Genomic DNA, 21052 nt, shown 5'->3' on the forward strand with positions numbered 1-21052 from the left:
CGGTCTACCTCGCCGCGCTCGCGGCAGGGTGCGTGTTCTCCTATCTGATCGCGATGACTCCGCTCCTCCTCCCCCGTGCGCGTTCCGTCTCGGCCACGCCACTGCGCGAGCTGCTGCCGGGGCCCGCCTTCACGGCCGATTCGCGCATGCTGCTCATCCGGGTCGCGATCGTCGCGATCATCGGCGTGCTGCTCGGGCTGGTGATCGACCCGACTCGCACGTACTGGATCGTCGGATCGGCCGTCGCCGTGATCGGCGTGGCGGCCGCCCGCCGCGCCGCCATGCAGCGCGGACTGCACCGCATGCTCGGAACCGTCGTCGGCGCGGGGGTCTACGCGCTTCTCGCCCTGTTGCATCCGTCCGGTCTCTGGCTGGCGCTGCTCCTCGGTGCCCTGCAGTTCACGATCGAGCTCGTCGTCGTGCGCCACTACGCCCTCGCGCTCGTCTTCATCACCCCGCTCGTGCTGCTGCTGACGGGCGCCGCGACCGGCGAGATCGGTGCGATGGACGTCGTGGGGGAACGCATCGTCGACACCATCGTCGGGGCTGCGCTCGGTGCGCTCTCGGGGCTGCTGCATCCTCGGGCCACGACGCCCCGCTCCTGACTCTCGACGGCGGTCGCCGCGTGGGCCGTACTCGCGCCCTGACCCGCGCGCCGGGGGCTCGTCACGCGAACCGAACTCTGACCTCGATCCGGGAACACGACGGGCCGGCGCCGGGTTGCACATCGAGAGCCGAGAGGAGAGCGATGGAACTCACGCTGGTCACGTCAGCGTTCTGCGGAGCCTGCTCTCGAACCCGTGCGGTGGTGGCTGATGCGGTGCGCTACCTTCCCGACGCGACCGTCACCGAGATCGACGTCGCGCGCGATCCGGATGCCGCGGAGGCCCTCGACATCCGCTTCACGCCGACCGTCATCATCCGCGACGACTCCGGCTCGGAGGTGTTCCGCGCCGAAGGCGTTCCCACCGTCCCCCAGGTGCTCACGGCAGCCGTGCGCGCCCTCCCCGACTGAGTCGCGCGAGCTCTTGCGGAGGCCCGACCCCCGGGCGCAGAATGAGCCGCAGCGGGGCCGACGAGGGCCGCGCACGACATCTGCGGGGGACGTGATCATGGCCACTCTCAATCCGTATCTGTCATTCCGCACCGAAGCACGGCAGGCGATGGAGTTCTATCGCAGCGTTCTCGGCGGCGACCTCGACATCACCGTGTTCGGGGAGTTCCCCGACATGGTGCAGGACCTCGACCAGGCGGATCTCGTGATGCACGCGCAGCTCACGACACCCGACGGTCTGGTGCTCATGGCATCGGACACCCCGGACGGCATGCCGTTCGACGCGCCTCAGGGATTCTCGGTCTCGCTCAGCGGCAACTCGCAGGCGAAGACGCAGCACGTGTGGGACGCACTCTCCGAGGGGGGCTCGATCACGATGCCTCTCGACACCCCTCCGTGGGGCGGCACGTTCGGGATGCTCGTCGATCGGTTCGGCGTGCCGTGGATGCTGCACGGCGACCCCGAATGACTCACCCGCGTTCGGCGCGCTGACTGCCCGTCGAACGCATCAGCGAGGCCGTCTCTCGCGAGCACGGCCGGCCGCGCGGGTCAGCGCAGCGCGTGGGCCTCGATGAACGCGCGCAGCTCGCGCTCGTCGTCCGCCATCTCGGTCGTGTGCTGCGGCGCGTCGAGCATCTCGCGCAGCTCGGGCGAGTACTCGAGCTCGATGCCGATCGCCTCTCGGATCGTCTCCGCGAACTTCTGCGGTTTCGCCGTCTCGAGCACGAGCATCGGCACGCCGGACTCGAGGTACTCCCTGGCCACCTTGACGCCGTCGGCCGTATGCGGGTCGATGATGTCGCCGGTCGCCTCGTACACCGACCGGATCGTGGCGATGCGGTCGTCGTGAGTGGATGTGCCGCTCACGATCCCGAACTCGTCGACGAACCTCGCGAGGTCGGCGGTGAAATCGAAATGCCCCTGCGTGTCGAGGTCCTGCCAGGCGCTCACGACCTTCGCGGCGTCGCGACCGACGAGCTCGAAGATGAAGCGCTCGAGGTTCGAGGCCTTCGAGATGTCCATCGAGGGGCTCGAGGTGGCGAGCGTCTGCGCGGCGCTGCGCGGACGGTACACACCGGTGCGGAAGAACTCGTCGAGCACGTTGTTCTCGTTCGCGGCGAGCACGAGGCGACGGATCGGCAGCCCCATCTGCTTCGCGAAGAAGCCGGAGAGGATGTTCCCGAAGTTGCCGGAGGGGACCGTGAACGACACCTCGGTCCAGCCGCCGGCGTCCGTCGCCCGCAGCCACGCCCAGAAGTAGTACACGACCTGTGCGGTGATGCGGGCGAGGTTGATCGAGTTGACCGCGCCGAGGTTCTGCGCGCGCTTGAACTCCAGATCTCCCGCGAGCGCCTTGACGAGGTTCTGGCAGTCGTCGAAGACGCCGTCGACCACGATGTTGTGCACGTTCGCGTCATCGAGAGAGAACATCTGCGCGCGCTGGAACGCGCTCATGCGCCCCTTGGGGGAGAGCATGAACACCGAGATGCGGTCCTTGCCGCGCAGTGCGTGCTCGGCAGCCGACCCGGTGTCGCCCGATGTGGCGCCGAGGATGTTGAGCACGGACCCCTTGCGCTCCAACGCATACTCCACGACCTGCCCGAGGAACTGCATCGCCATGTCCTTGAAGGCCAGAGTCGGCCCCTCGGACAGTCCGACGAGAGTGAGGTCGTCGTCGATGGATCGCAGCGGCACGACCGCTTCAGGGAAGGGCTCGTAGGCCGCGGCAGTCATGCGGGCGAGGTCGGCACGCGGGATGTCGGTCGCGAAGAGGCCCAGCACTTCGGCAGCGAGCTGCGGATAGGTCAGCGCACGCCAGCGCTCGAGCGTCTCACCGTCGACCGTGGGCATCGTCTCGGGTACGGCCAGTCCCCCGTCGGGCGCGAGACCTTCGAGCAGAGTCTCGCAGTACGGCAGCGGCTGCATGCCGCCTCGGGTGGAGATGTACTGCACAGGAGCTCCTCGGTTCGCGATGGGCACGGGACTTCCATTGTCGCAGGTGCCCGAGCGCTGATGTCACGCGGTCACCCGAGCGACTGCGGGATCACGTCGTGCGGCGGCCTTCGGTGTCGCGACATAGCGCGTCATCGCCGCCCTGGCAATGGGATATCTCGGATTCGCGCTCGGTCATAGCGTGAGCATCACCAACAGAATCAGGAGCCATCATGAGTGCGAAGACCCATGCCGCGCATGACGAACTGCCCGTAGACGGCCAGGCTCCCCAGTCAGAGCGTATGCCCGATGAGCCGCTCTACGAGCGAGTCGACCTCGAACGCTACGTCGTGCTTCACGACGGCCCCGTAGGCTACGTCGAACACGTGCATCCGGTGTTCGTCTGCTACGTCGGGCACCCGTACCCCCACTCCGAGGAGATCGCTCAAGTGCATGACTTCCATAACGCCGTGAAAACCGTGCTGCACCGCGCCGTCGCGACTCGGCGCGCTCAGTGAGCCACGACGTCTGGCCCGGCTCCCCCTACCCGCTCGGCGCGACCTTCGACGGACAGGGCACCAACTTCGCCCTGTTCAGCGAGGGTGCCGAGAAGGTCGAGCTGTGCCTGTTCGACGACGAGGGCAACGAAGAGCGGGTGACCCTCGAAGAGGTCGACGCCTTCGTGTGGCACGGCTACCTTCCGTCTGTGCAGCCCGGGCAGCTCTACGGATACCGTGTGCATGGTCCGTACGACCCGGCCCAGGGCCAGCGCTTCAACCCGAACAAGCTGCTGCTCGACCCCTATGCCAAATCGGTCGCGGGGCAGATCGAGTGGGGGCAGCCGCTGTTCGGCTACGACTTCGGAGACCCCGACTCGCGCAACGACGAGGATTCGGCGGCGACCATGGCGAAGGGCGTCGTGGTCAACCCGTTCTTCGAGTGGGCCGGCGACCGACTCCCCAAGACTCCGTACGCCCAGACGGTGATCTACGAAGCGCATGTGAAGGGTCTCAGCCAGCTGCACCCGGACGTCCCCGAAGAGCTGCGTGGCACATACGCCGCGATCGCGCACCCGGCGGTCATCGACCACCTCGTGCACCTCGGCGTCACGGCACTCGAGCTGATGCCGGTGCACCAGTTCGTGAACGACTCCACGCTGCAGGAGAAGGGCCTGTCGAACTACTGGGGCTACAACACCCTCGCGTTCTTCGCGCCGCACAACGACTACTCGTCGAGCGGACAGCACGGACAGCAGGTGCAGGAGTTCAAGGCGATGGTGCGCGCGCTGCACGCGGCCGGCATCGAGGTCATTCTCGACGTCGTCTACAACCACACGGCCGAGGGCAACCATATGGGTCCGATGCTCTCGATGCGGGGCATCGACAACGAGGCGTACTACCGCCTCGAAGAGGACCGTCGGTACTACACCGACTACACCGGCACGGGCAACAGCCTCAACGCCGGCAACCCGCACGCGCTGCAGCTCATCATGGATTCGCTGCGCTACTGGGTCACCGAGATGCACGTCGACGGCTTCCGCTTCGACCTCGCCTCGACGCTCGCGCGTGAGTTCTACGACGTCGATCGACTGGCGGCCTTCTTCGAGCTCGTGCAGCAGGACCCGATCGTCTCGCAGGTGAAGCTCATCGCGGAGCCGTGGGATGTCGGCCCTGGCGGGTACCAGGTCGGAAACTTCCCTCCGCAGTGGACGGAGTGGAACGGTAAGTACCGCGACACGGTGCGGGACTTCTGGCGCGGCGAGCCGCAGGCGCTCGGAGAGTTCGCCTCGCGGCTCACCGGCTCCGCCGACCTGTACGAGCACTCGGGTCGTCGACCCGTCGCATCGATCAACTTCGTCACGGCTCATGACGGCTTCACGCTGCGCGATCTCGTGTCGTACAACGAGAAGCACAACGAGGCCAACGGCGAGGACAACAACGACGGCGAGTCCCACAACCGTTCGAACAACCACGGAGTCGAGGGCCCGACCGACGACGAGACGGTCAACCGCATCCGCGCCCAGCAGCAGCGCAACTTCCTCGCGACGCTGCTGCTGTCGCAGGGCGTTCCCATGATCGCGCACGGTGACGAGCTCGGTCGTACGCAGGACGGCAACAACAACGGCTACGCGCAGGACAACGAGCTCACGTGGATCGACTGGGAAGCCGCCGACCGGCCGCTGGTCGAGTTCACGGCAGCGGTCGCGCGGCTCCGGCGTTCGCACCCGACGTTCCGCCGCAGCAGGTTCTTCGACGGGCGCCCGGTGCGCTCGGAGGACGGCGAGCGCGTGCCCGATGTCGTCTGGCTGCGTCCGGACGGCCGCCGGATGGAGCCCGAGGACTGGGATTCCGGCTTCGGCCTGGCCATCGGCATGTTCCTGAACGGTCAGGGGATCCGCGAGAAGGATCGCCGCGGTCGTCCGGTGACGGATCAGAACTTCCTCGTGTACTTCCACAGCGGATCGGAGGCGATCGACGCCGTGCTCCCGGACGAACGACTCGGTCGTGCGTGGGAGGTCGCGGTCGACACCGCGGGCGACCGAGCCGGAGGCGATCCGATCGCCGCGGGCGCCCCCGTGACACTGGAGGCGAACTCGCTGCTCGTGCTGCGCGAGGCCGACGAGACCGAGGCACCCACGGACGACTCCGTCGAGGCCTCGCTGCGCATCCAGACCGAACAGGCCGAGACGCCTGCACCCGCCCCGAGTCCGGAGCTTCCTCGATGACCCACCGCCCCCTCTCGACCTATCGGCTGCAGATCCGCAAGGGGTTCACGCTCGACGATGCCGCCGAGGTCACCGGCTATCTCGCCGACCTCGGCGCCTCGTGGGCGTATCTCTCGCCACTACTCGCCGCGGTTCCGGGATCGGACCACGGCTACGACGTCGTCGATCACTCCCGGGTGGATGACGACCGCGGCGGCGCCGAGGGGCTCGAGCGTTTCGCGACCGCAGCGCGCGGGGCGGGGCTCGGGATCCTCATCGACATCGTCCCGAACCACGTCGGTGTGGCGATCCCGCGCGTCAACCTGTGGTGGTGGGACTTCCTGCGCCTCGGCCGCTCGTCGCGCCACGCCGTCGCGTTCGACGTCGATCGGCGACTGTCCGAGGGACGCGTGCGGCTGCCGATCCTCGGCTCCGCGCTCTCGGAGGTCCTGTCGAGCGGTGACATCGTGGTCGACACGACCCCCGCGGCAGACGCCCCCGACGGCACGCTGTCGTACTTCGACCACGTGCTGCCCCTCGCGCCGGGCACAGCCGGCCTCGCAGACGACCTGACCGCTCTGCTCGATGCCCAGAACTACGAACTGCGGTTCTGGGAGGACCAGAACACCGACCTCGACTACCGTCGCTTCTTCGCGGTGTCGGAACTCGCCGGCATCCGGGTCGAGATCCCGGACGTCTTCGACGAGTCGCACCGCGAGATCGTCCGGTGGATCACCGCCGGACTGGCCGACGGCCTGCGAGTGGATCACCCCGACGGACTGGCCGACCCCGGCGCCTACCTGGAGCGACTCGCCGACGTCACGGGCGGTGCGTACACGCTCGTCGAGAAGATCCTCGAGCCCGGCGAGGAGCTGCCGTCGTGGTGGCGCACCGACGGCACGACCGGATACGACGCGATGGCCGAGATCGACCGCGTGCTGATCGACGACGACGGGGTCGCAGCCCTCGACCGCCTCGACGCGACACTGCGCCAGGAGACCGGCCTGACACCGGCGGCCTCGTGGCCCGACCTGATCCACTCCACCAAGCTCATGGTGGCCGAGGATCTGCTCCAGTCCGAGATCCGACGCCTGGTGAGGGCGTTGCCCTTCGGCGTGGTCGGGGCGGAGCACGCTCTCGCCGAGATCGTCGCCAGCTTCCCGGTCTATCGGTCCTACCTCCCCGCCGGACGCGAGCACCTGCAGCACGCGATCGACGACGCCACTCGCCGGCGCCCCGATCTCGCCGCGTCGATCGCCGAGCTGGCCCCGCTCCTGCTCGACCCCACCCTCGAGGTGGCTCAGCGCTTCCCCCAGGTGACGGGCGCTGTCATGGCGAAGGGCGTCGAGGACACCGCCTTCTACCGTCACACGCGCCTCGGGACGCTCACCGAGGTGGGCGGCGATCCGTCGATCGCCTCGGTGTCGATCGACGAGTTCCACGATGCTCAGCGCGCACGACTCGCGTCATGGCCGCACTCGCTCACGGCGCTGTCGACGCACGACACCAAGCGTTCCGAAGACGTGCGCGCACGGCTGTCGGTTCTCGCCGAGGTCCCGGACCGCTGGGCCGAGGTCCTGAGCGAGCTGCGTAACGTGGCTTCGACCGGCCACGGCCCTCTCGACGCGATGCTCTGGCAGGCGGCGGTCGGCGCGTGGCCGATCTCGTCGGAGCGCCTGCTCGCTTATGGGCTGAAGGCGTCGCGCGAGGCGGCCGAGTCGACCGGATGGCAGCATCCCGACCTCGAGTTCGAGAAGGGGATCGAGGCCATCGCGCTCGCTGCGAACGGGGCGGCGCGGGGGATCCTCGAGAGCTTCGTCGGCGAGATCATCGACGACGGACGCGTGAACTCGCTGTCCGCCAAGCTCCTCCAGCTCGCCGCACCGGGCGTTCCCGACGTGTACCAGGGCACCGAACTGTGGGATCACTCCCTCGTCGACCCCGACAACCGGCGGCCCGTGGACTTCGGCGCTCGGTCGGAGATGCTGCGGCGCCTCGACGCCGATGTCGCGCGCGGGGTCCTGCCCGCCGTCGACGACAGCGGTCTCGCGAAGCTGCTCGTGACCTCTCGTATGCTGCGCCTTCGCCGTGACAACCGCGAGCTCTTCTACCGGTATCGCCCGGGCGGCGTCGCCGGCGAGGCATCGGATCACGCGGTCGCGATGGACCGCGGGGGCGTGCTCGCGGTCGCGACTCGTCTGCCGGTCGCACTCGCCCGCCGCGGCGGATGGGGCGACACCGTGCTGCTGCGCCGTGAGCTCCCTGCGACGGACGCCTTGACGGGGCGCCGCTTCGACCGCGGTCCGGTCCTCCTCTCCGAGCTTCTCGAGACCTATCCCGTCGCGCTCCTGGTGGACGAGCGATGATCTCGGTCTGGGCCCCGCGTGCCGACAGCGTGCGGCTGAGGCGTCTCACCCCTGCCGGGGCGACGATCTCCGAGCACCCTCTCGACCGCTCGGACGACGGGTCGGGCTGGTGGAGCGCCGATGTCGCGATGGCCGAGGGCGAGCGTTACGGGTTCCTCCTGGGCGACAGCACCGACCTGCGTCCCGATCCCCGCTCGCGCCGACAGCCGCGCGGGGTGCACGGGCCATCCGCCCTCTTCGACCCCGCGCGGTTCGAGTGGACCGACGCGGACTGGACGGGCCGTCCGCTCGCGGGCGGGGTCGTCTACGAGCTGCACGTCGGAACGTTCACGCCCGAAGGCACGCTCGACGCGCTCATCGGACGGCTCGACCATCTCGTGGATCTCGGGATCACCCACATCGAGCTGCTGCCGGTCAACGCGTTCAGCGGCGACTGGAACTGGGGGTACGACGGCGTGCTGTGGTACGCCGTGCACGAGGGATACGGCGGACCGGCCGGCTACCAGCGCCTCGTCGACGCCGCGCATGCCCGGGGACTCGCCGTGATCCAGGACGTGGTGTACAACCACCTGGGCCCGAGCGGCAACTACCTGCCCGAGTTCGGCCCCTATCTGCGTGACGGACAGCACACGTCCTGGGGTGAATCGGTCAACCTCGACGAGCCGGCCGTGCGCGAGTACATCATCGAGAACGCCCTGATGTGGCTGCGCGACTTCCACGTCGACGGCCTGCGTCTGGATGCCGTCCATGCGCTGCACGACGAGCAGACGCCGCACATCCTCCGCCAGCTGTCCGAACGGGTCGATGCCCTGTCGACCGAGCTCGACAGGCCGCTCACCCTGATCGCCGAATCCGACCTCAACGATCCGACCCTGATCCTCCCCCGCGATTCCGGCGGGTACGGACTCACCGCGCAGTGGTCGGACGACTGGCACCACGCCGCTCACGTGGCGCTGACCGGGGAGACCGAGGGCTACTACGCCGATTTCGCCGCTCCGGATGCGCTGGTCAAGGTCTCGGAGCACGGCTTCTTCCACGACGGCACCTTCTCCTCGTTCCGAGGACGGACGCACGGCCACCCGCTGCCCGCCGACGTGCCGTCGTGGCGCCTCGTCACGTTCGCCCAGGATCACGATCAGATCGGCAACAGAGCCGCGGGCGATCGACTCACGGAGTCGCTCAGTCCGGAGCGTCTGGCGGTCGCCGCCGTTCTGACGCTCACGGCTCCGGGCACTCCGATGCTCTTCATGGGCGAGGAATGGGGAGCATCGACCCCCTGGCAGTTCTTCACCTCGCACCCGGAGCCCGAGCTCGCACGCGCCACCGCAGAGGGACGGATCGGCGAGTTCGCGAAGATGGGCTGGGATCCGGCGAAGGTCCCCGACCCGCAGGACCCCGCCACCTTCGAGCGCTCGCACCTCGACTGGGGCGAGCGCGTCGCGCCCCACCACGCCCAGCTGCTCGACCTGTATCGTCGGCTCATCGCACTGCGTCAGCAGAATCCGGATCTCACGGACCCCGATCAGACACGTACCCGCGCGAGTCTGCTGACCCCGGACGCACCACCCGAGGCACGAGCGTTCCGTATGGATCGCGGTCGGACCTCGGTGCTGGTGAACCTCACGGCGACCGATGTCGAGTTCGATGTCGACCAGGGAGCGGTGGTCCTGTTCGAGACCTCCGCCCCGCGCACGGGTCCGGGCAGCATCTCTCTCGCGCCCGACTCGGCCGTCATCGTGGGCCGCGAGAGCTGAGGATCAGTCGTCCGGCAGCTCTCGTGCGAAGCACAGCGAGAGGTCGCTGCCGACGTAGTGCCCGAACAGCGGGATCGGCGTGTATCCCTCTCGCTCATAGAAGCGCACGGCATCGGGTTGAGCGGTGCCGGTCTCGAGAACCAGACGCCGGATGCCGAGACGCTGCGCCTCGACCTCGAGCGCGCGCAGCACTGCGACCGCGGCGCCCGTGCCCCGGCTCGACGGCGCCGCGTACATGCGCTTGATCTCGGCGACGTGCGCGCCCAGCACCGCGACGTCGAGCAGACGAAGACCACCGCAGACCACCGCCTCGCCGCTGGCGTCGCGTGCGATGAGGAAGACGGGAACGTCGTCAGCGGTCGGAATGATCCCGGGCTCGTGATCGTCGCTGCCGTACCGCGCGTCGAGCTCCGCGCGCTGCGCCATCCGTAGGCGCTCGGCATCCTCGTGCGTCCATTCGACCCGTTCGACGGTCATCTCCATAGCGCGTCGCTCCTTCCCGGCTCACCTCCCGATCACGGTATCGGCCCGAGGTTTCCGGTGTGTTGCAGGCATCCCGCGGACATCGGCCACCGTTCCCGCATGTTTTTCGTGAGGGTGCGTCATCATTCCTCACCTGCTGGGTCTTGAGAAGTGAGACGAAGTACGAGCACGGGGGAACAAGGCTCGTGTCACGTCTGGGCTGCGCAACTCCCCATCCCGCGCGGTTCGCGGGTGGAGCCCTCTCCCACGGCTCCGCCCGCACTTCTCTCCGCCGGTGGGGGCGGGCACCCGGACGGGAAGCGGCTCAGATCCAGCCGCGCTCCTCGGCGAGCAGCACCGCCTGTTGACGTGTTCCGACGGCGAGCTTCGCGAGGACCGCGGAGATGTGATTGCGAACCGTCCCCGGCGCGAGAGAGAGCGCTCGCGCGATCTGCCCCGTCGTCTCGCCACGTCGGCCGGCACGCAGCACATCGAGCTCACGATCGGTGAGCGGCGCTCGTTCGTCGCTCAGCGCATCCGCCGCGATCTCCGGATCCACATACCGTGCGCCCGCGGCGACCCGCCGGATCACCTCGGCCACCTGATCGGCTCCGCGGGACTTCGGAAGAAAGCCGGCGACTCCTGACGCCAGCGCACGACGCAGCACGCCGGGCCGCGCATGGCGCGTGACGACCACGCACCGGGTGGCGATCGCGCGATGGAGCCGCTCGGCGACCTCCACGCCGTCGAGCCCGGGCATCTCGAGATCGAGGAGACAGACATCCGGCTTCAACCGGAGCGCTTCGCTCACGGCTCGTTCCCCGTCTTCGCACTCCGCCACGACCTCGATGTCGGGCTCCAAGCGGAGCAGCGCCGCAAGAGCCGACCGGATCATCGCCTCGTCATCGGCGAGCAGCACCCGGATCATCATGCCTCCTCGTCCGTCGATGTCGTATCGCGCGCCGGCACCGTCACGATCACGCCGAACTCCGCGTCGTCTTCTCTGATCTCGAGCGTTCCGCCTGCCTCCGCGATCCTGCGTCGCACGCCGTCGAGCCCTGAGCCGGTGTGGTCGCCGGGCACCGGGCGCTCGGCATCATTGACGATCTCGAACCGCCACCCCGAGTCGACCCTGGCGAGCGTCAGGGCCGCGCGTCGACCACCTCCGTGCCGGAGCACATTCGTCGTCGTCTCGCGGATCACCGGTCCCAGCGCGTTCGACGGCGCCGAATCGGCATCCGCGGCGATCGTCGCATCGACCTCGAGACCTGCAGCCTGCAGAAGATCGCGCGCATTCGCGACTTCGTCACCGAGGGGGATCGAGCGGAACCTCGTCGCCAGATCACGTGTGCCCTGCATGGCATCGTCGACGCTCCCCCGCGCCAACCGCAGCTGCTCGAGCGCCGCCTCGGGGTCACGTGCCATGAGCCTCTCTGCCAGCTCGAGCTGCAGCGCGATGACCTGAAGGTGGTGGCCCTGGAGATCGTGCACGTCGGTAGCGACCCTCAGACGTTCCTGGGTCGCGGCAAGCCTGGCCTCCGATGCGCGCGCCCGATCGAGCGCGACCAGGACGTCCCACCACCACAGCGAACTCACCGTCGCCGACGGGATCAACACGGCATAGAGCGAGAGACCCCAGACTTCCGGGCCAGCGGCGGCCGCGCCGCGCGCTCCGTCGATGAACGCCATCACGATCATGACAGCCGTGAGAAGGAGGACGACCCGATAGCGCACACCTCGGGGCCAGTTGAGCAGCACGATCGACTGCACGATCGGCATGGCGACGAGCAGCAGGCTGTCGGCGAACACCCCGGCCACGACCCCGAAGGCGACCGCGACGAGCAAGGGTCCGGCGATGCGCGCCCAGGGAATGCCCGACTCCGCGTCGAGTCGGCGTCGGTAGTCGGCCAGCAGCAGCATCGTGGACAGCCACCAGACGAGTCCGCCGATGCCGACGAGGAGTGCCCCGATGTCGTCGATCGGCTCGGCGAGCACATACAGCACCCACACGAACAGGAGGAAGAGTTCGAGGAATACGACCGCCGAGAAGGTGTACCACCACGTGGCGGTGACGCCTCGCGCCAGCTGTCGCGCGCCGGGCGCAAGATCGCCGACCGGGGCGGGAACCGGGGAGGGACTGCGCATACCCCCACGATACGGGCGTGACAGATGTCATGTACGCGACGTGCGAACGGCCCGGAATGCAGTGACGGGCCGACACTGCCGCCGAGAGCCGAGACGCGATGGACTGGATCCATCGCGTCGGACAGCCCGTCGCAGCGACCCGCAGGAGAACAACATGAATCTCGTCGAGAGCTTCCAGGACATCGTGGCGCAGGTCCCCGACCTCGTGCAGCCGCTCATCGTCGCCCTCGCGGGTGCCATTCCGTTCATCGAGGGAGAAGGTGCGGTCGCGATCGGCATCATCGGCGGCATCCACCCGGTGATCGCAGCGATCGCAGCCATCGTCGGCAACTTCGTGTGCGTCGCGATCCTCGTCATCGCCAGCTCGGGCGCACGTACTGCCATCGTCAACCGCGCCCGCACTCGCGAGGCCGCGCTGGTGGGCGGCGGTGCCGCGCCCGCGGTCGAGACGGAGGCTGCACCGCGCGGATCCGCTCGTCGGGAGAAGTTCCAGCGGGCGTTCGAGCGCTACGGCGTGCCCGGCGTGAGCCTGCTCGGGCCCCTGCTCCTCCCCACGCACTTCACTGCGACGATGCTCGCGGCATCGGGTGTGGGCAAGGTGCGCATCCTGATCTGGCAGGCGGTCGCGATCATCGGGTGGACCACCGTCGTCGCCGTGATCATCGGCAGCGCGATCTACGCGATCCGCTGACCGGCGTAGCCCCGCGCGAGTCTGCGCGGCTGCGCACGAGCGGCGGTCGTCGGGGCATCGCCTCGACGACCGCCGCTCGTGCGCGTGTGGCCGTCAGCGTCGCGGGGCACGCACTCGACGCTTCGCGGCGATGCCGGTCGCAACCGCCCCTCCGATCACCAGCGCTGCGGCGAGCGGGAGAGCCGTTGCGGCCCCGCCGCCCGTGAGCGCCAGCCCTCCGGCCTCAGGCCCTGCAGGGTTCGTGCTCGACACCACGGACGGGGATGCCGTCGGCGTGGGCTCGGGCGTCGCGAACGGAGCCGGGGACGCAGACGTGGGCGTCACAGTCGGAGTCGGAGTCGACGTGGGCGTCGGCGTGGGCGTCGGAGTCGGGACGGTGTCGGCGAAGTTGGTGAGCGTCAGTGCGACACCCGCTGCCGTGCCCGGAGTGACCTCGTATCTTCCGTCGTCCGCCTCGATCACGCCCTCACCCGAGATGCTCCACTCGCCCCATTCGACGCCGTCGATCTCGGGCAGATCGATCTCCTCGATGACGAACGTGGATCCGAGGGGGACACGCTCACTCGTGACCGTCTGCCCGACCGGGACGCTGAGGGTCTGGGCGGGAGCATCCGAGTCGACGACCGCGTACCGCACCGTATAGACGGCGTCACGAGCTGCAGCCGCCTGCGCACCCGCGAGAGCTTTGGTGATCGAGAACGCCGTGTAGACCACGCCGCTTCCGTCGCCGCCGCCGGTCTCGTTCACGGTGTGGGCGGCGCTGAGCTCGGTGGTGTTGACGACCGCGCGGTTTCCGAAGACATCGCCGGCGTGCACCGGGGAATCGGCCTTCGTGAAGTAGACGAGTTCGTAGGCGAAACCGCTCGTCGGCAGTCCGCTCGCCGTGAAGCGGAACGAGAGTCCGTCGTCGGCGAAGATCACCTCATAGCGGGCAGGGTCTACGGGCGCCCACTCGCCGACCAGGACGCCGTCCTCGACGACACGCTGGTCGAGGCGGATCTCGCCCGTGTAGCGGTGGTGCGCGAGTCCGGCATTGAGAGCGTCCACGATGACGAAACCGCCGTCGTCTACGTGTGCGCTCGGAACTCCGACCTTCCACCGGAGGCGACCATCGGTCGCGGTCTGCGCGCCGTATTTGTAGGGAGTCGCGCTCTCCGTCATCCTCTCCGGCCCGATCCCCCCGTCACCCGGAAGATCGACGATCTCGACCCTGTCGCCGAGATCGAAGGTCACCGTCTCGCTCGTCGTCGCCGATGACGCCTGCGCCCGCATCCAGAAGGTGCCGCCGACGTCTTCGAGTCCCTCCACGCCGGATGTGAGGGTGCAGACCATATCCGGACCGCTTCCCGCCGAGACCACGCAGTCCGCCAGTACGACCCCTGTCACGGGATCGGCGAGCGTGAAGGCGCCTGCGGCCTCGCGACTGAATTCGGCGGGCAGCGTCATGCCGAAGGTCTCGCCCGCCTTCGCCCCGTCGGGAACGGACCATTCGCCGGAGATGCGGACCTTCTCCCACTGCCCGAGCGCTCCGCTGCCGCTCTCCGTGCTCAACTCCAGGTCGCTGATGGCCCCCGAGTACGTCACCGCCGGAGCAGCGGCAGCGGGGAGTGTCGCCCCCAGCGCCCCGATGACTGCGAGCAGCAGGCCGAACATGGCTGCCAGCAGCCGATACTGCCTCGACTGCTGCCGCTCACGCCCTGAACTGTCGTCGATCGCACTCTTCGGAGCACGCAGAACACCTTTTTCTCCGGTCATCGTCTTCCCCAGTCCGATTCACGTCGCACCCAGTCGCGACGCTTAACCAAGAGAACAGAGAATCGCGCCGCGATCACGCGGTGACCGGTATACAGCACCGATATGCCGAAACTGCAGGCTGGTGTCGGATTCGCCGCCGGTCGTCACCGCCGGTCACCGCCGGTCTACGCGACCTCGCGAGCGTCGCGTCCGGCGGACGCTGCGGCTCAGTCCGTGCTGCGCACCGAGAGCATCCGCCAGCCCTCCGGCACCTTCGCCTCGAGCGCGGCCATGTCGTCGGCCTGGATCTCCTGCACCCCGTCGACCCGCCAGAACGTACCGGTCGACTCGATCTTCGCCTCGCCCTTGAGCATCCGCACGGGTGCCGAGGCGAGCGCGAAGCCCGGCTTCTGCTGTGCGATGAGCTGATCGTGCACGTCTTCGAGCGTCGTGCCGATGACCTCGACGGTGCTGCTCTCGACAGGGCGGATGAGTGCGATGAGCATCCACTCAGCCTACGAGATCGCGCGCTGACGGTCTCCCGTCGCGTCGCCCGGCGCGCCCTCCGTCGGCTCCGGCGTCACATAGAGCCCGGAGGGCGAGTTGGCGGTGAAGGCCAGCGCATCGACCCACGCGCGGTTGATCGCGGGCTGGCGACTGCCGTAGTACTTGAAGACGAGCGCGCTGCCGGAATGGATCCAGACGGTCGTGCGCCCTCCGCCCACGCTCGAATCCTCCCGCCACGAGAACGAGAACGGCTCGCCGCGTCTCAGCTTCGCAGTGATGACGAGTTGCACGTGCGTGAGCGCACGGTCCTCGATGTCGACCTTCTGTCCACCTTCATAGATGAATCGGCCCATGGGGGGCTCCTCTGTTCCATCCCACGAGACCCGTGCCGAAGGGGCGGTCCGGGGGAACCGCCGTGTGGGGTGCTTCCAGCCTGTCACGTCGCAGATGCGAGAACGCCCTGGCACTGCACCGGTGGCCTGGACACGAAGAATCCTTGCGTCCGGCGTCATTAAGGTCATCGCTAGGCTCGATGCATGGGAATGCTGTTCTATGGCGCCGCCGAGGATCCGATCCGCATCGAAGACCGCGCTCTGGCCCATCTGAAGGTGGCGATCGCGACCAAGCTCCGTCGTCAGGAGAGCTTCACGCTGTCATGGAAACACCCCGACGGCGACGCTCGGGGCCGATCGACGATCTGGCTGCAGCCGTCGATCCCGCTGCGGTTCGTGTTCGATGATCCGGAGAGTCCGCAGATCAACGCACGGTGGGTTCAGGAGCTCCTGACGACCGCGAGCTCCTCCGGCGGCATCAGTCTCGTCGACGAGGTCGAGGATAGTCCCACCCCCGAGGACGACCCGCTCCCCTGAGAGCGACCGCCCCACGGCCGACGCCGTCCCGTCACCCGAGCGCGAAGCCCCGACGACGTTCGGCCGCGCGTGCCGATGAGGTCAGGAGATCGCGGATGTCGGAGCCAGGATGACGACGAGCTTCTGCGCGGACACACCGCGGCGGAGCATGTCGACCGCTCCCTGGACGGCCGAAAGGCCCTCCCCAGCGACGCAGGCTTCGGGATAAGGGAGATGACGGCCCGCAGCGAGCGCCTCGGCGAGGTATCCGCCCCAGACTGCGGGCCCGACGGGAGAGGTCGCGATCGCACTCCCCCAGATGAACGACGCGCGGACGCCGCTGGTGCGGCTGCGCAGTTGCAGGAGCGCCGTGCGCACCCCCAGGCGCAGGAACAGGCGCATCCGAGCCAGGGAGAGCCCGCGGCGACGCGGTTGGTCATAGAAGGAGACGGGCGGGCTGGCCATGGCGATCCTCGCCGCGCCGGTCGCGCGCGCGATCCGCAGGCACGGCTCTGCCGACCCGACGGCGACCGCGAGGATGCCCGCGACGGGCGATCCGTTCACGGCCTCGACGATCTGTCCGACGGCGCTCGGGTCTCGGTAGTCGAATGCGGCTTCTGCGCCGAGGCGGCGCATCCGGTCGTGGTTCCCGACGGACGCCGTCGTGATGACGCGATAGCCGGCGGCTCGGGCCAGTTGGATGGCGTTGCCGCCGACGGCGCTCGCGCCGCCCCACACCACGACGACCTCATCGCGCGGCGCCTGACCGGCGAGGATGGAGTAGTCCAGGTCGAGCTGGTCGCTCTCGAAGAGACCGGCAGCCGCCGCGGAGATCGCCAAGGGCAGGACCGCAGCCTCTTCGAAGGGCATGGAGTCGGGCAGTGCGGCGGCGAGACCCTCGTCGACGACCACGTACCCCTGGAAGCCGCTCTCCGCGACCGCATCCCTGCCCTTCTCCAGTCCGATCGCATACGCCACGACGCGATCGCCGACGGAGAAGCCCGTCACCTCGTCGCCCACCGCCACGACGACACCCGCGACGTCCTCGCCGAGGATCACGGGATAGCGCAACCATCCGTACATGACAGCCCCGTTGGACTGGATTATCGCGTCCAGGGGATTCACCGCGAGCGCGCGCACCTCGACGAGCAGCTGCCCGGAGGTCGGCACAGGCATCGGTGCGTCTCTGACCACGAGGTCGGCGTACGGGGAATCGAGCCACGCCGCGGTGTTGTCTTTCATACCCATCCGTCCGTCATTGATGACATGTCGTGTCATCACTGTACACCCGACGACATGACGTGACATCATGATGAGATGCCTCGATGGTCACCGGATGCCGCACTGCGGCTCGAAGCTGCCGCGATGGACCTCTTCGAACGACAGGGGTTCGCGGCGACCACGATCCCGCAGATCGCCGAGGCGGCCGGCCTGACCACCCGGACGTTCTTCCGGCACTTCGCGGACAAGCGTGATGTGCTCTTCCTTCGGGATCGCGAGTTCCCCGATGCGGTGGGCGACGTCATGACATCGGTTCCGCTCGAGGATTCCGGGCCCGCTGCGGTGCGGGCGGGGCTCGCGGCCGCGTGCCGTGGACTCGAGGCCTGGCGGCGACCCATCGCGCGCCGGCGCACGATCGTCCACAGCGAGCCCGCACTGCACGAACGCGAACTCCTGCAGCGCCACCACCTCGCCCGCGCGATCGACGCTTCTCTGCGCGCGCGGGGCATCGACGTGCCCCAGACGCGCACGCTGGCGGCGGTGGCCGTGATGTGCTTCGACCTGGCGATGCAGAAGTGGCTCGACGGGCCGGACGACCTGCTCCTCGAGGAGTGCGTGGCGTCCGTGTGGAGCGAGGTGCGAGACTGCCTCGACGGGTGATCCGAAGGACACTCCCGCTCCATGCGGCGATCGACGCCCCGCCCACTATGGCAGAATGCTCGCGGCAATGCTCGACAGCGGCGATCCGAGTTCGGGCTCGGGACGCCGTGGACGCGCGAACGGAACGAGATGATGGACCAGACCACGATCATCGACCGCGTGGCGACAGCTGCAGAGCATCGATCGATTGCCGAATCCGTGGGCTGGCACGACGCCTTCGACTGGGCGACGATCGCGGATTCGCTGGCCGGCTCCACTTTCGGCGTGGTCGCGCAGGTCGGCAGCGAGCCCGTGGGAATGGGACGCGTCGTCGGCGACGGCGTGAAGTACTTTTACGTGCAGGATCTCGCCGTCATCCCCGCGCTTCAGGGATCAGGCCTGGGAGCGCGCCTTCTGGACCGGCTTGTCGAACGAATCGCGATGTCGGCCCCGGCATCAGCCTTCGTCGGATTGTTCTCGACGGCCGCAGGCACTGAGCTCTACACCTCTCGCGATTTCCACCCCGGGGACATGACCGGGATGTACCGGCTCGTCGAACCTGTACGGCGCGACGAGCCGCCGAGGGGATGAGCGTGTGTCCGATCCGGTTCGCAGAATAATTCCGTGACCAAACCGTTGCATTCGTTATCTCGCCGTTATAGAGTGATCGCACGGTGAATGTTTGCTGTGGCATACACCGCATGTGATTGCAGGACACTCTTGGTGCAAGGGACAAGGGCCGGTCGGGAGCCTCTCCGGCCGGCCCTTTACCGTTGCCAGTACGCTGTTCTCCATGACCGATCGCAAGCTCGCCCTCGAGGCATGGGAGAGCCTGTTCCGCGCACAGCACGAGCTGTTCACGCAGATGAACACCGACTTCGAAGGCAGCGATATCGCTCAGGCCGAGTACGACGTGCTGCTCACGGTCACGCGATCGCCCGAGATGACGGCACGCCTCCGCGACGTCACGTCGAACATGCTGATCAGCCAGCCGAGCGTCTCGCGACTCGTCGACCGCATGGTGTCGCGAGGACTGGTCGACAAGGCCCCTGATCCCGAAGACGGACGCGGCTCCCTCATCACCGCGACCGAGGCGGGCGCACGGCAGTTCCGCGCGCTCGCGATGGTGCACGGGCGCTCGATCGCCGAGCGCATGTCCGTGCTCGACGACGCCGAGCTCAAGACCCTCCGCGACCTGGCCGAAAAGCTCCGCGGGCACTGACCCATCCCGACGGGCTCCCCTGTTTTCTGGCAGGGTGGAACCGAATTCCGGCATCACCGCGCCGGAGTCGCAGACCACCCCCTCGGGGGGGGACCAGGGAGGTCATTCATGGAGATCGCCGGAATCGTCGGCATCCTCGTCATCGTCGGGATAGCGGTCGTCGCCGCAGTCGTCGTCCTGCTCATCCTGCTGCTGTTCGCACGCAGCTGGATCAAGGTCGCCCGCGCCGACGAGGCGCTCGTCATCTCGGGACGCAAGCAGAAGGTGGCGCGCGCGGTCATCGGCGCTGACGGGTCGACACGCGACGAGATGTCGGAGTCGCCCGTCACGGTCATCGTGAACGGCAAGTCCCTGGTGAACCCGATCACGCAGCGCCACGAGATCATCTCGCTGCGCTCGCGTCAGGTGTCGCTCAACGCCGAGGCCCAGTCGCTCGACAGCGTCACGCTCAACGTCGACGGCGTCGCCATCGTGAAGATCGGCTCGGACCCCATCCTCGTGCGCCGCGCTGCAGAGCGCTTCGCCTCGCAGGACAAGGCGATCGAGCAGTTCACCACCGAACAGCTCGAGGGTGCCCTCCGCGGCATCGTCGCGACGCTCTCGGTCGTCGAGCTCATGCGCGAGCGTAAGAAGTTCTCCGACCAGATCGCCGCCGACGTCTCGCAGGAGCTCGCCGAGCAGGGTCTGATCCTGGACTCGTTCCAGATCAAGGGCATCACCGACAAGGTCGGCTACATCCAGTCGCTGGGCGCTCCCGAGATCCAGGCGAAGCGTCAGTCCGCCGAGATCTCGCAGACCAACGCCGACCGTGCGATCAACCAGAAGAACATCGCCAACCAGGAAGCCAACCTGGTCGAGCAGACCGCTCTCGACACCAACACCGCCAACGCGAACGCGGGCATCGGCCGTGCGCGCGCCGAGGCCGAGCAGGCCGAGAACCTCGCCCGCGAGCAGGCTCAGCAGGCCGTTCTGCAGCAGCAGGCCGAGAACCGCCAGGCCCAGCTCGACGCCGACGTCAAGCGCGTCGCCGACGCCCAGCGCTACGAGGCTGAGACCCGTGCGCAGGCCGAGCTCTACACGCGTGAGCGTGCGGCAGAGGCCGGCGCGATCGAGCAGGTCAAGCAGGCCGAGGCCCGCACCCGCATCGCCGAGCAGCAGGCCCAGGCCGACAAGGCCAAGGCCGACGGTGAGGCGGCGGCCGCGATCGCCCGCGCGACCGGTGAGGCCGACGCGCTGCGCGCGCAGGCCGAGGCCGAGTCCGAGGCCCGCCGACTTCGCGCGAACGCCGAGGCCGACGCCATCCGCGCCGAGGGTGAAGCACGAGCCGCGGCTGTCGAAGCCGAGGCCAAGGCCATCGCCTCGAACCAGGACGCCTTCCTGTCGCAGCGCGTGCTCGATGTGCTGCCGTCGATCATGGCCGAGTTCTCGAAGGGCTATGCCGCGATCGGCAACGTCTCGATCGTGGGCGGCTCCGGCGACGAAGGCGCATCGAACCTCGTCGGCGCCGACAGCGCGAAGGCCCTCAAGTCGGTGTTCGACAGCGTCAGCGCGGCGACCGGACTCGACATCGCCTCGATCATCCAGGGACAGGCCGTGGGCCGTGGGATCGGTGAGGGAGTGGCCGCGGCATCCGTGCCGTCTCCGGCACCGGAGCGCCAGCCGAACCCCACCACTCCCCCGCCGCCCGCGCCGGCTTCGACCGCTCCCGACGCGGAGTAGCCGGCAGGACAAGCCCTCACACAGTGGATGCCGCGACCGATCGGTCGCGGCATC

Annotated in this window: 21 protein-coding genes; 13 read left to right on the forward strand and 8 right to left on the reverse strand. The window is 68.4% G+C overall.

The window, feature by feature from the left end; genetic code table 11:
• The 3 genes from RWO82_RS09000 to RWO82_RS09010 form a co-directional block, all read left to right on the forward strand.
• The coding region (locus RWO82_RS09000; protein WP_314425881.1) for an FUSC family protein at positions 1-605 on the forward strand (605 nt) is incomplete at its 5' end.
• Between the two features lie 143 nt (positions 606-748).
• Positions 749-1015: a thioredoxin family protein gene (locus RWO82_RS09005; RefSeq protein ID WP_314425883.1), complete on the forward strand. Its 267-nt coding sequence runs from the start codon at positions 749-751 to the stop codon at positions 1013-1015.
• A 97-nt stretch (positions 1016-1112) separates the two neighbouring features.
• Positions 1113-1523, forward strand: a complete 411-nt coding sequence (locus RWO82_RS09010; RefSeq protein WP_314425885.1) for a VOC family protein — start codon at positions 1113-1115, stop codon at positions 1521-1523.
• 80 nt (positions 1524-1603) lie between these two features.
• Here RWO82_RS09010 and thrC read toward each other — a convergent pair whose 3' ends face one another.
• The gene (gene thrC, locus RWO82_RS09015) at positions 1604-3007 is read right to left on the reverse strand and encodes a threonine synthase (RefSeq protein WP_314425887.1); all 1404 of its coding nucleotides are present in this window, start codon (positions 3005-3007) and stop codon (positions 1604-1606) included.
• Positions 3008-3219: 212 nt separating this feature from the next.
• On the opposite strand from thrC, the gene RWO82_RS09020 reads away from it, so the two are divergent.
• Genes RWO82_RS09020 through treZ form a run of 4 tightly spaced genes read left to right on the forward strand, consistent with a single transcriptional unit; the run spans position 3220 to position 9810 of the window.
• Entirely contained in the window at positions 3220-3504 is a 285-nt protein-coding gene (locus RWO82_RS09020; RefSeq protein WP_314425890.1) for a hypothetical protein, read from the forward strand.
• Positions 3501-5711 carry a glycogen debranching protein GlgX gene (glgX, locus tag RWO82_RS09025; RefSeq protein ID WP_314425893.1) on the forward strand — a complete coding sequence of 737 codons (2211 nt, stop codon included), beginning with the start codon at positions 3501-3503 and terminating at the stop codon, positions 5709-5711. The genes RWO82_RS09020 and glgX overlap by 4 nt, the downstream gene beginning before the upstream one ends.
• The gene (gene treY / locus RWO82_RS09030; protein WP_314425895.1) at positions 5708-8056 is read left to right on the forward strand and encodes a malto-oligosyltrehalose synthase; all 2349 of its coding nucleotides are present in this window, start codon (positions 5708-5710) and stop codon (positions 8054-8056) included. Before glgX ends, treY begins: the two co-directional genes overlap by 4 nt.
• On the forward strand, positions 8053-9810 hold the full coding sequence (treZ, locus tag RWO82_RS09035; RefSeq protein WP_314425898.1) for a malto-oligosyltrehalose trehalohydrolase: 1758 nt from the start codon (positions 8053-8055) through the stop codon (positions 9808-9810). The genes treY and treZ overlap by 4 nt, the downstream gene beginning before the upstream one ends.
• Positions 9811-9813: 3 nt before the next feature.
• Here treZ and RWO82_RS09040 read toward each other — a convergent pair whose 3' ends face one another.
• The 3 genes from RWO82_RS09040 to RWO82_RS09050 form a co-directional block, all read right to left on the reverse strand.
• Positions 9814-10293: a GNAT family N-acetyltransferase gene (locus RWO82_RS09040; RefSeq protein WP_314425900.1), complete on the reverse strand. Its 480-nt coding sequence runs from the start codon at positions 10291-10293 to the stop codon at positions 9814-9816.
• A gap of 304 nt (positions 10294-10597) precedes the next feature.
• Positions 10598-11200 (reverse strand): response regulator transcription factor, encoded by a 603-nt coding sequence (locus RWO82_RS09045; protein WP_314425937.1) that lies wholly within the window; start codon positions 11198-11200, stop codon positions 10598-10600.
• Positions 11200-12417, reverse strand: coding sequence for a histidine kinase (locus tag RWO82_RS09050; protein WP_314425902.1), 1218 nt, complete (start codon positions 12415-12417; stop codon positions 11200-11202). Before RWO82_RS09050 ends, RWO82_RS09045 begins: the two co-directional genes overlap by 1 nt.
• A gap of 154 nt (positions 12418-12571) precedes the next feature.
• On the opposite strand from RWO82_RS09050, the gene RWO82_RS09055 reads away from it, so the two are divergent.
• Positions 12572-13108: a small multidrug efflux protein gene (locus RWO82_RS09055; protein WP_314425904.1), complete on the forward strand. Its 537-nt coding sequence runs from the start codon at positions 12572-12574 to the stop codon at positions 13106-13108.
• A gap of 93 nt (positions 13109-13201) precedes the next feature.
• Here RWO82_RS09055 and RWO82_RS09060 read toward each other — a convergent pair whose 3' ends face one another.
• From RWO82_RS09060 to RWO82_RS09070, 3 genes are all read right to left on the reverse strand, one after another.
• Positions 13202-14863, reverse strand: coding sequence for an Ig-like domain-containing protein (locus RWO82_RS09060; RefSeq protein ID WP_314425906.1), 1662 nt, complete (start codon positions 14861-14863; stop codon positions 13202-13204).
• Positions 14864-15069: 206 nt separating this feature from the next.
• Positions 15070-15348 (reverse strand): hypothetical protein, encoded by a 279-nt coding sequence (locus tag RWO82_RS09065; RefSeq protein ID WP_314425907.1) that lies wholly within the window; start codon positions 15346-15348, stop codon positions 15070-15072.
• 9 nt (positions 15349-15357) lie between these two features.
• Positions 15358-15702, reverse strand: coding sequence for an ATP-dependent DNA ligase (locus RWO82_RS09070; protein ID WP_314425909.1), 345 nt, complete (start codon positions 15700-15702; stop codon positions 15358-15360).
• Between the two features lie 183 nt (positions 15703-15885).
• On the opposite strand from RWO82_RS09070, the gene RWO82_RS09075 reads away from it, so the two are divergent.
• Positions 15886-16218: a hypothetical protein gene (locus RWO82_RS09075; protein ID WP_314425912.1), complete on the forward strand. Its 333-nt coding sequence runs from the start codon at positions 15886-15888 to the stop codon at positions 16216-16218.
• 81 nt (positions 16219-16299) lie between these two features.
• On the opposite strand, the gene RWO82_RS09080 is transcribed toward RWO82_RS09075, so the two are convergent.
• Positions 16300-17439, reverse strand: coding sequence for a zinc-binding alcohol dehydrogenase family protein (locus tag RWO82_RS09080; protein WP_314425914.1), 1140 nt, complete (start codon positions 17437-17439; stop codon positions 16300-16302).
• A 75-nt stretch (positions 17440-17514) separates the two neighbouring features.
• On the opposite strand from RWO82_RS09080, the gene RWO82_RS09085 reads away from it, so the two are divergent.
• The 4 genes from RWO82_RS09085 (at position 17515) to RWO82_RS09100 (ending at position 20998) form a co-directional block, all read left to right on the forward strand.
• Positions 17515-18078, forward strand: a complete 564-nt coding sequence (locus tag RWO82_RS09085; protein ID WP_314425915.1) for a helix-turn-helix domain-containing protein — start codon at positions 17515-17517, stop codon at positions 18076-18078.
• A 129-nt stretch (positions 18079-18207) separates the two neighbouring features.
• Positions 18208-18648: a GNAT family N-acetyltransferase gene (locus tag RWO82_RS09090; RefSeq protein WP_314425917.1), complete on the forward strand. Its 441-nt coding sequence runs from the start codon at positions 18208-18210 to the stop codon at positions 18646-18648.
• 202 nt (positions 18649-18850) lie between these two features.
• On the forward strand, positions 18851-19279 hold the full coding sequence (locus RWO82_RS09095; protein WP_314425919.1) for a MarR family transcriptional regulator: 429 nt from the start codon (positions 18851-18853) through the stop codon (positions 19277-19279).
• Positions 19280-19387: 108 nt separating this feature from the next.
• The gene (locus RWO82_RS09100) at positions 19388-20998 is read left to right on the forward strand and encodes an SPFH domain-containing protein (RefSeq protein WP_314425922.1); all 1611 of its coding nucleotides are present in this window, start codon (positions 19388-19390) and stop codon (positions 20996-20998) included.
• Positions 20999-21052: the final 54 nt, after the last annotated feature.

The sequence above is a fragment of the uncultured Microbacterium sp. genome, from assembly GCF_963521645.1.
In the GTDB taxonomy this organism is placed as follows: domain Bacteria; phylum Actinomycetota; class Actinomycetes; order Actinomycetales; family Microbacteriaceae; genus Microbacterium.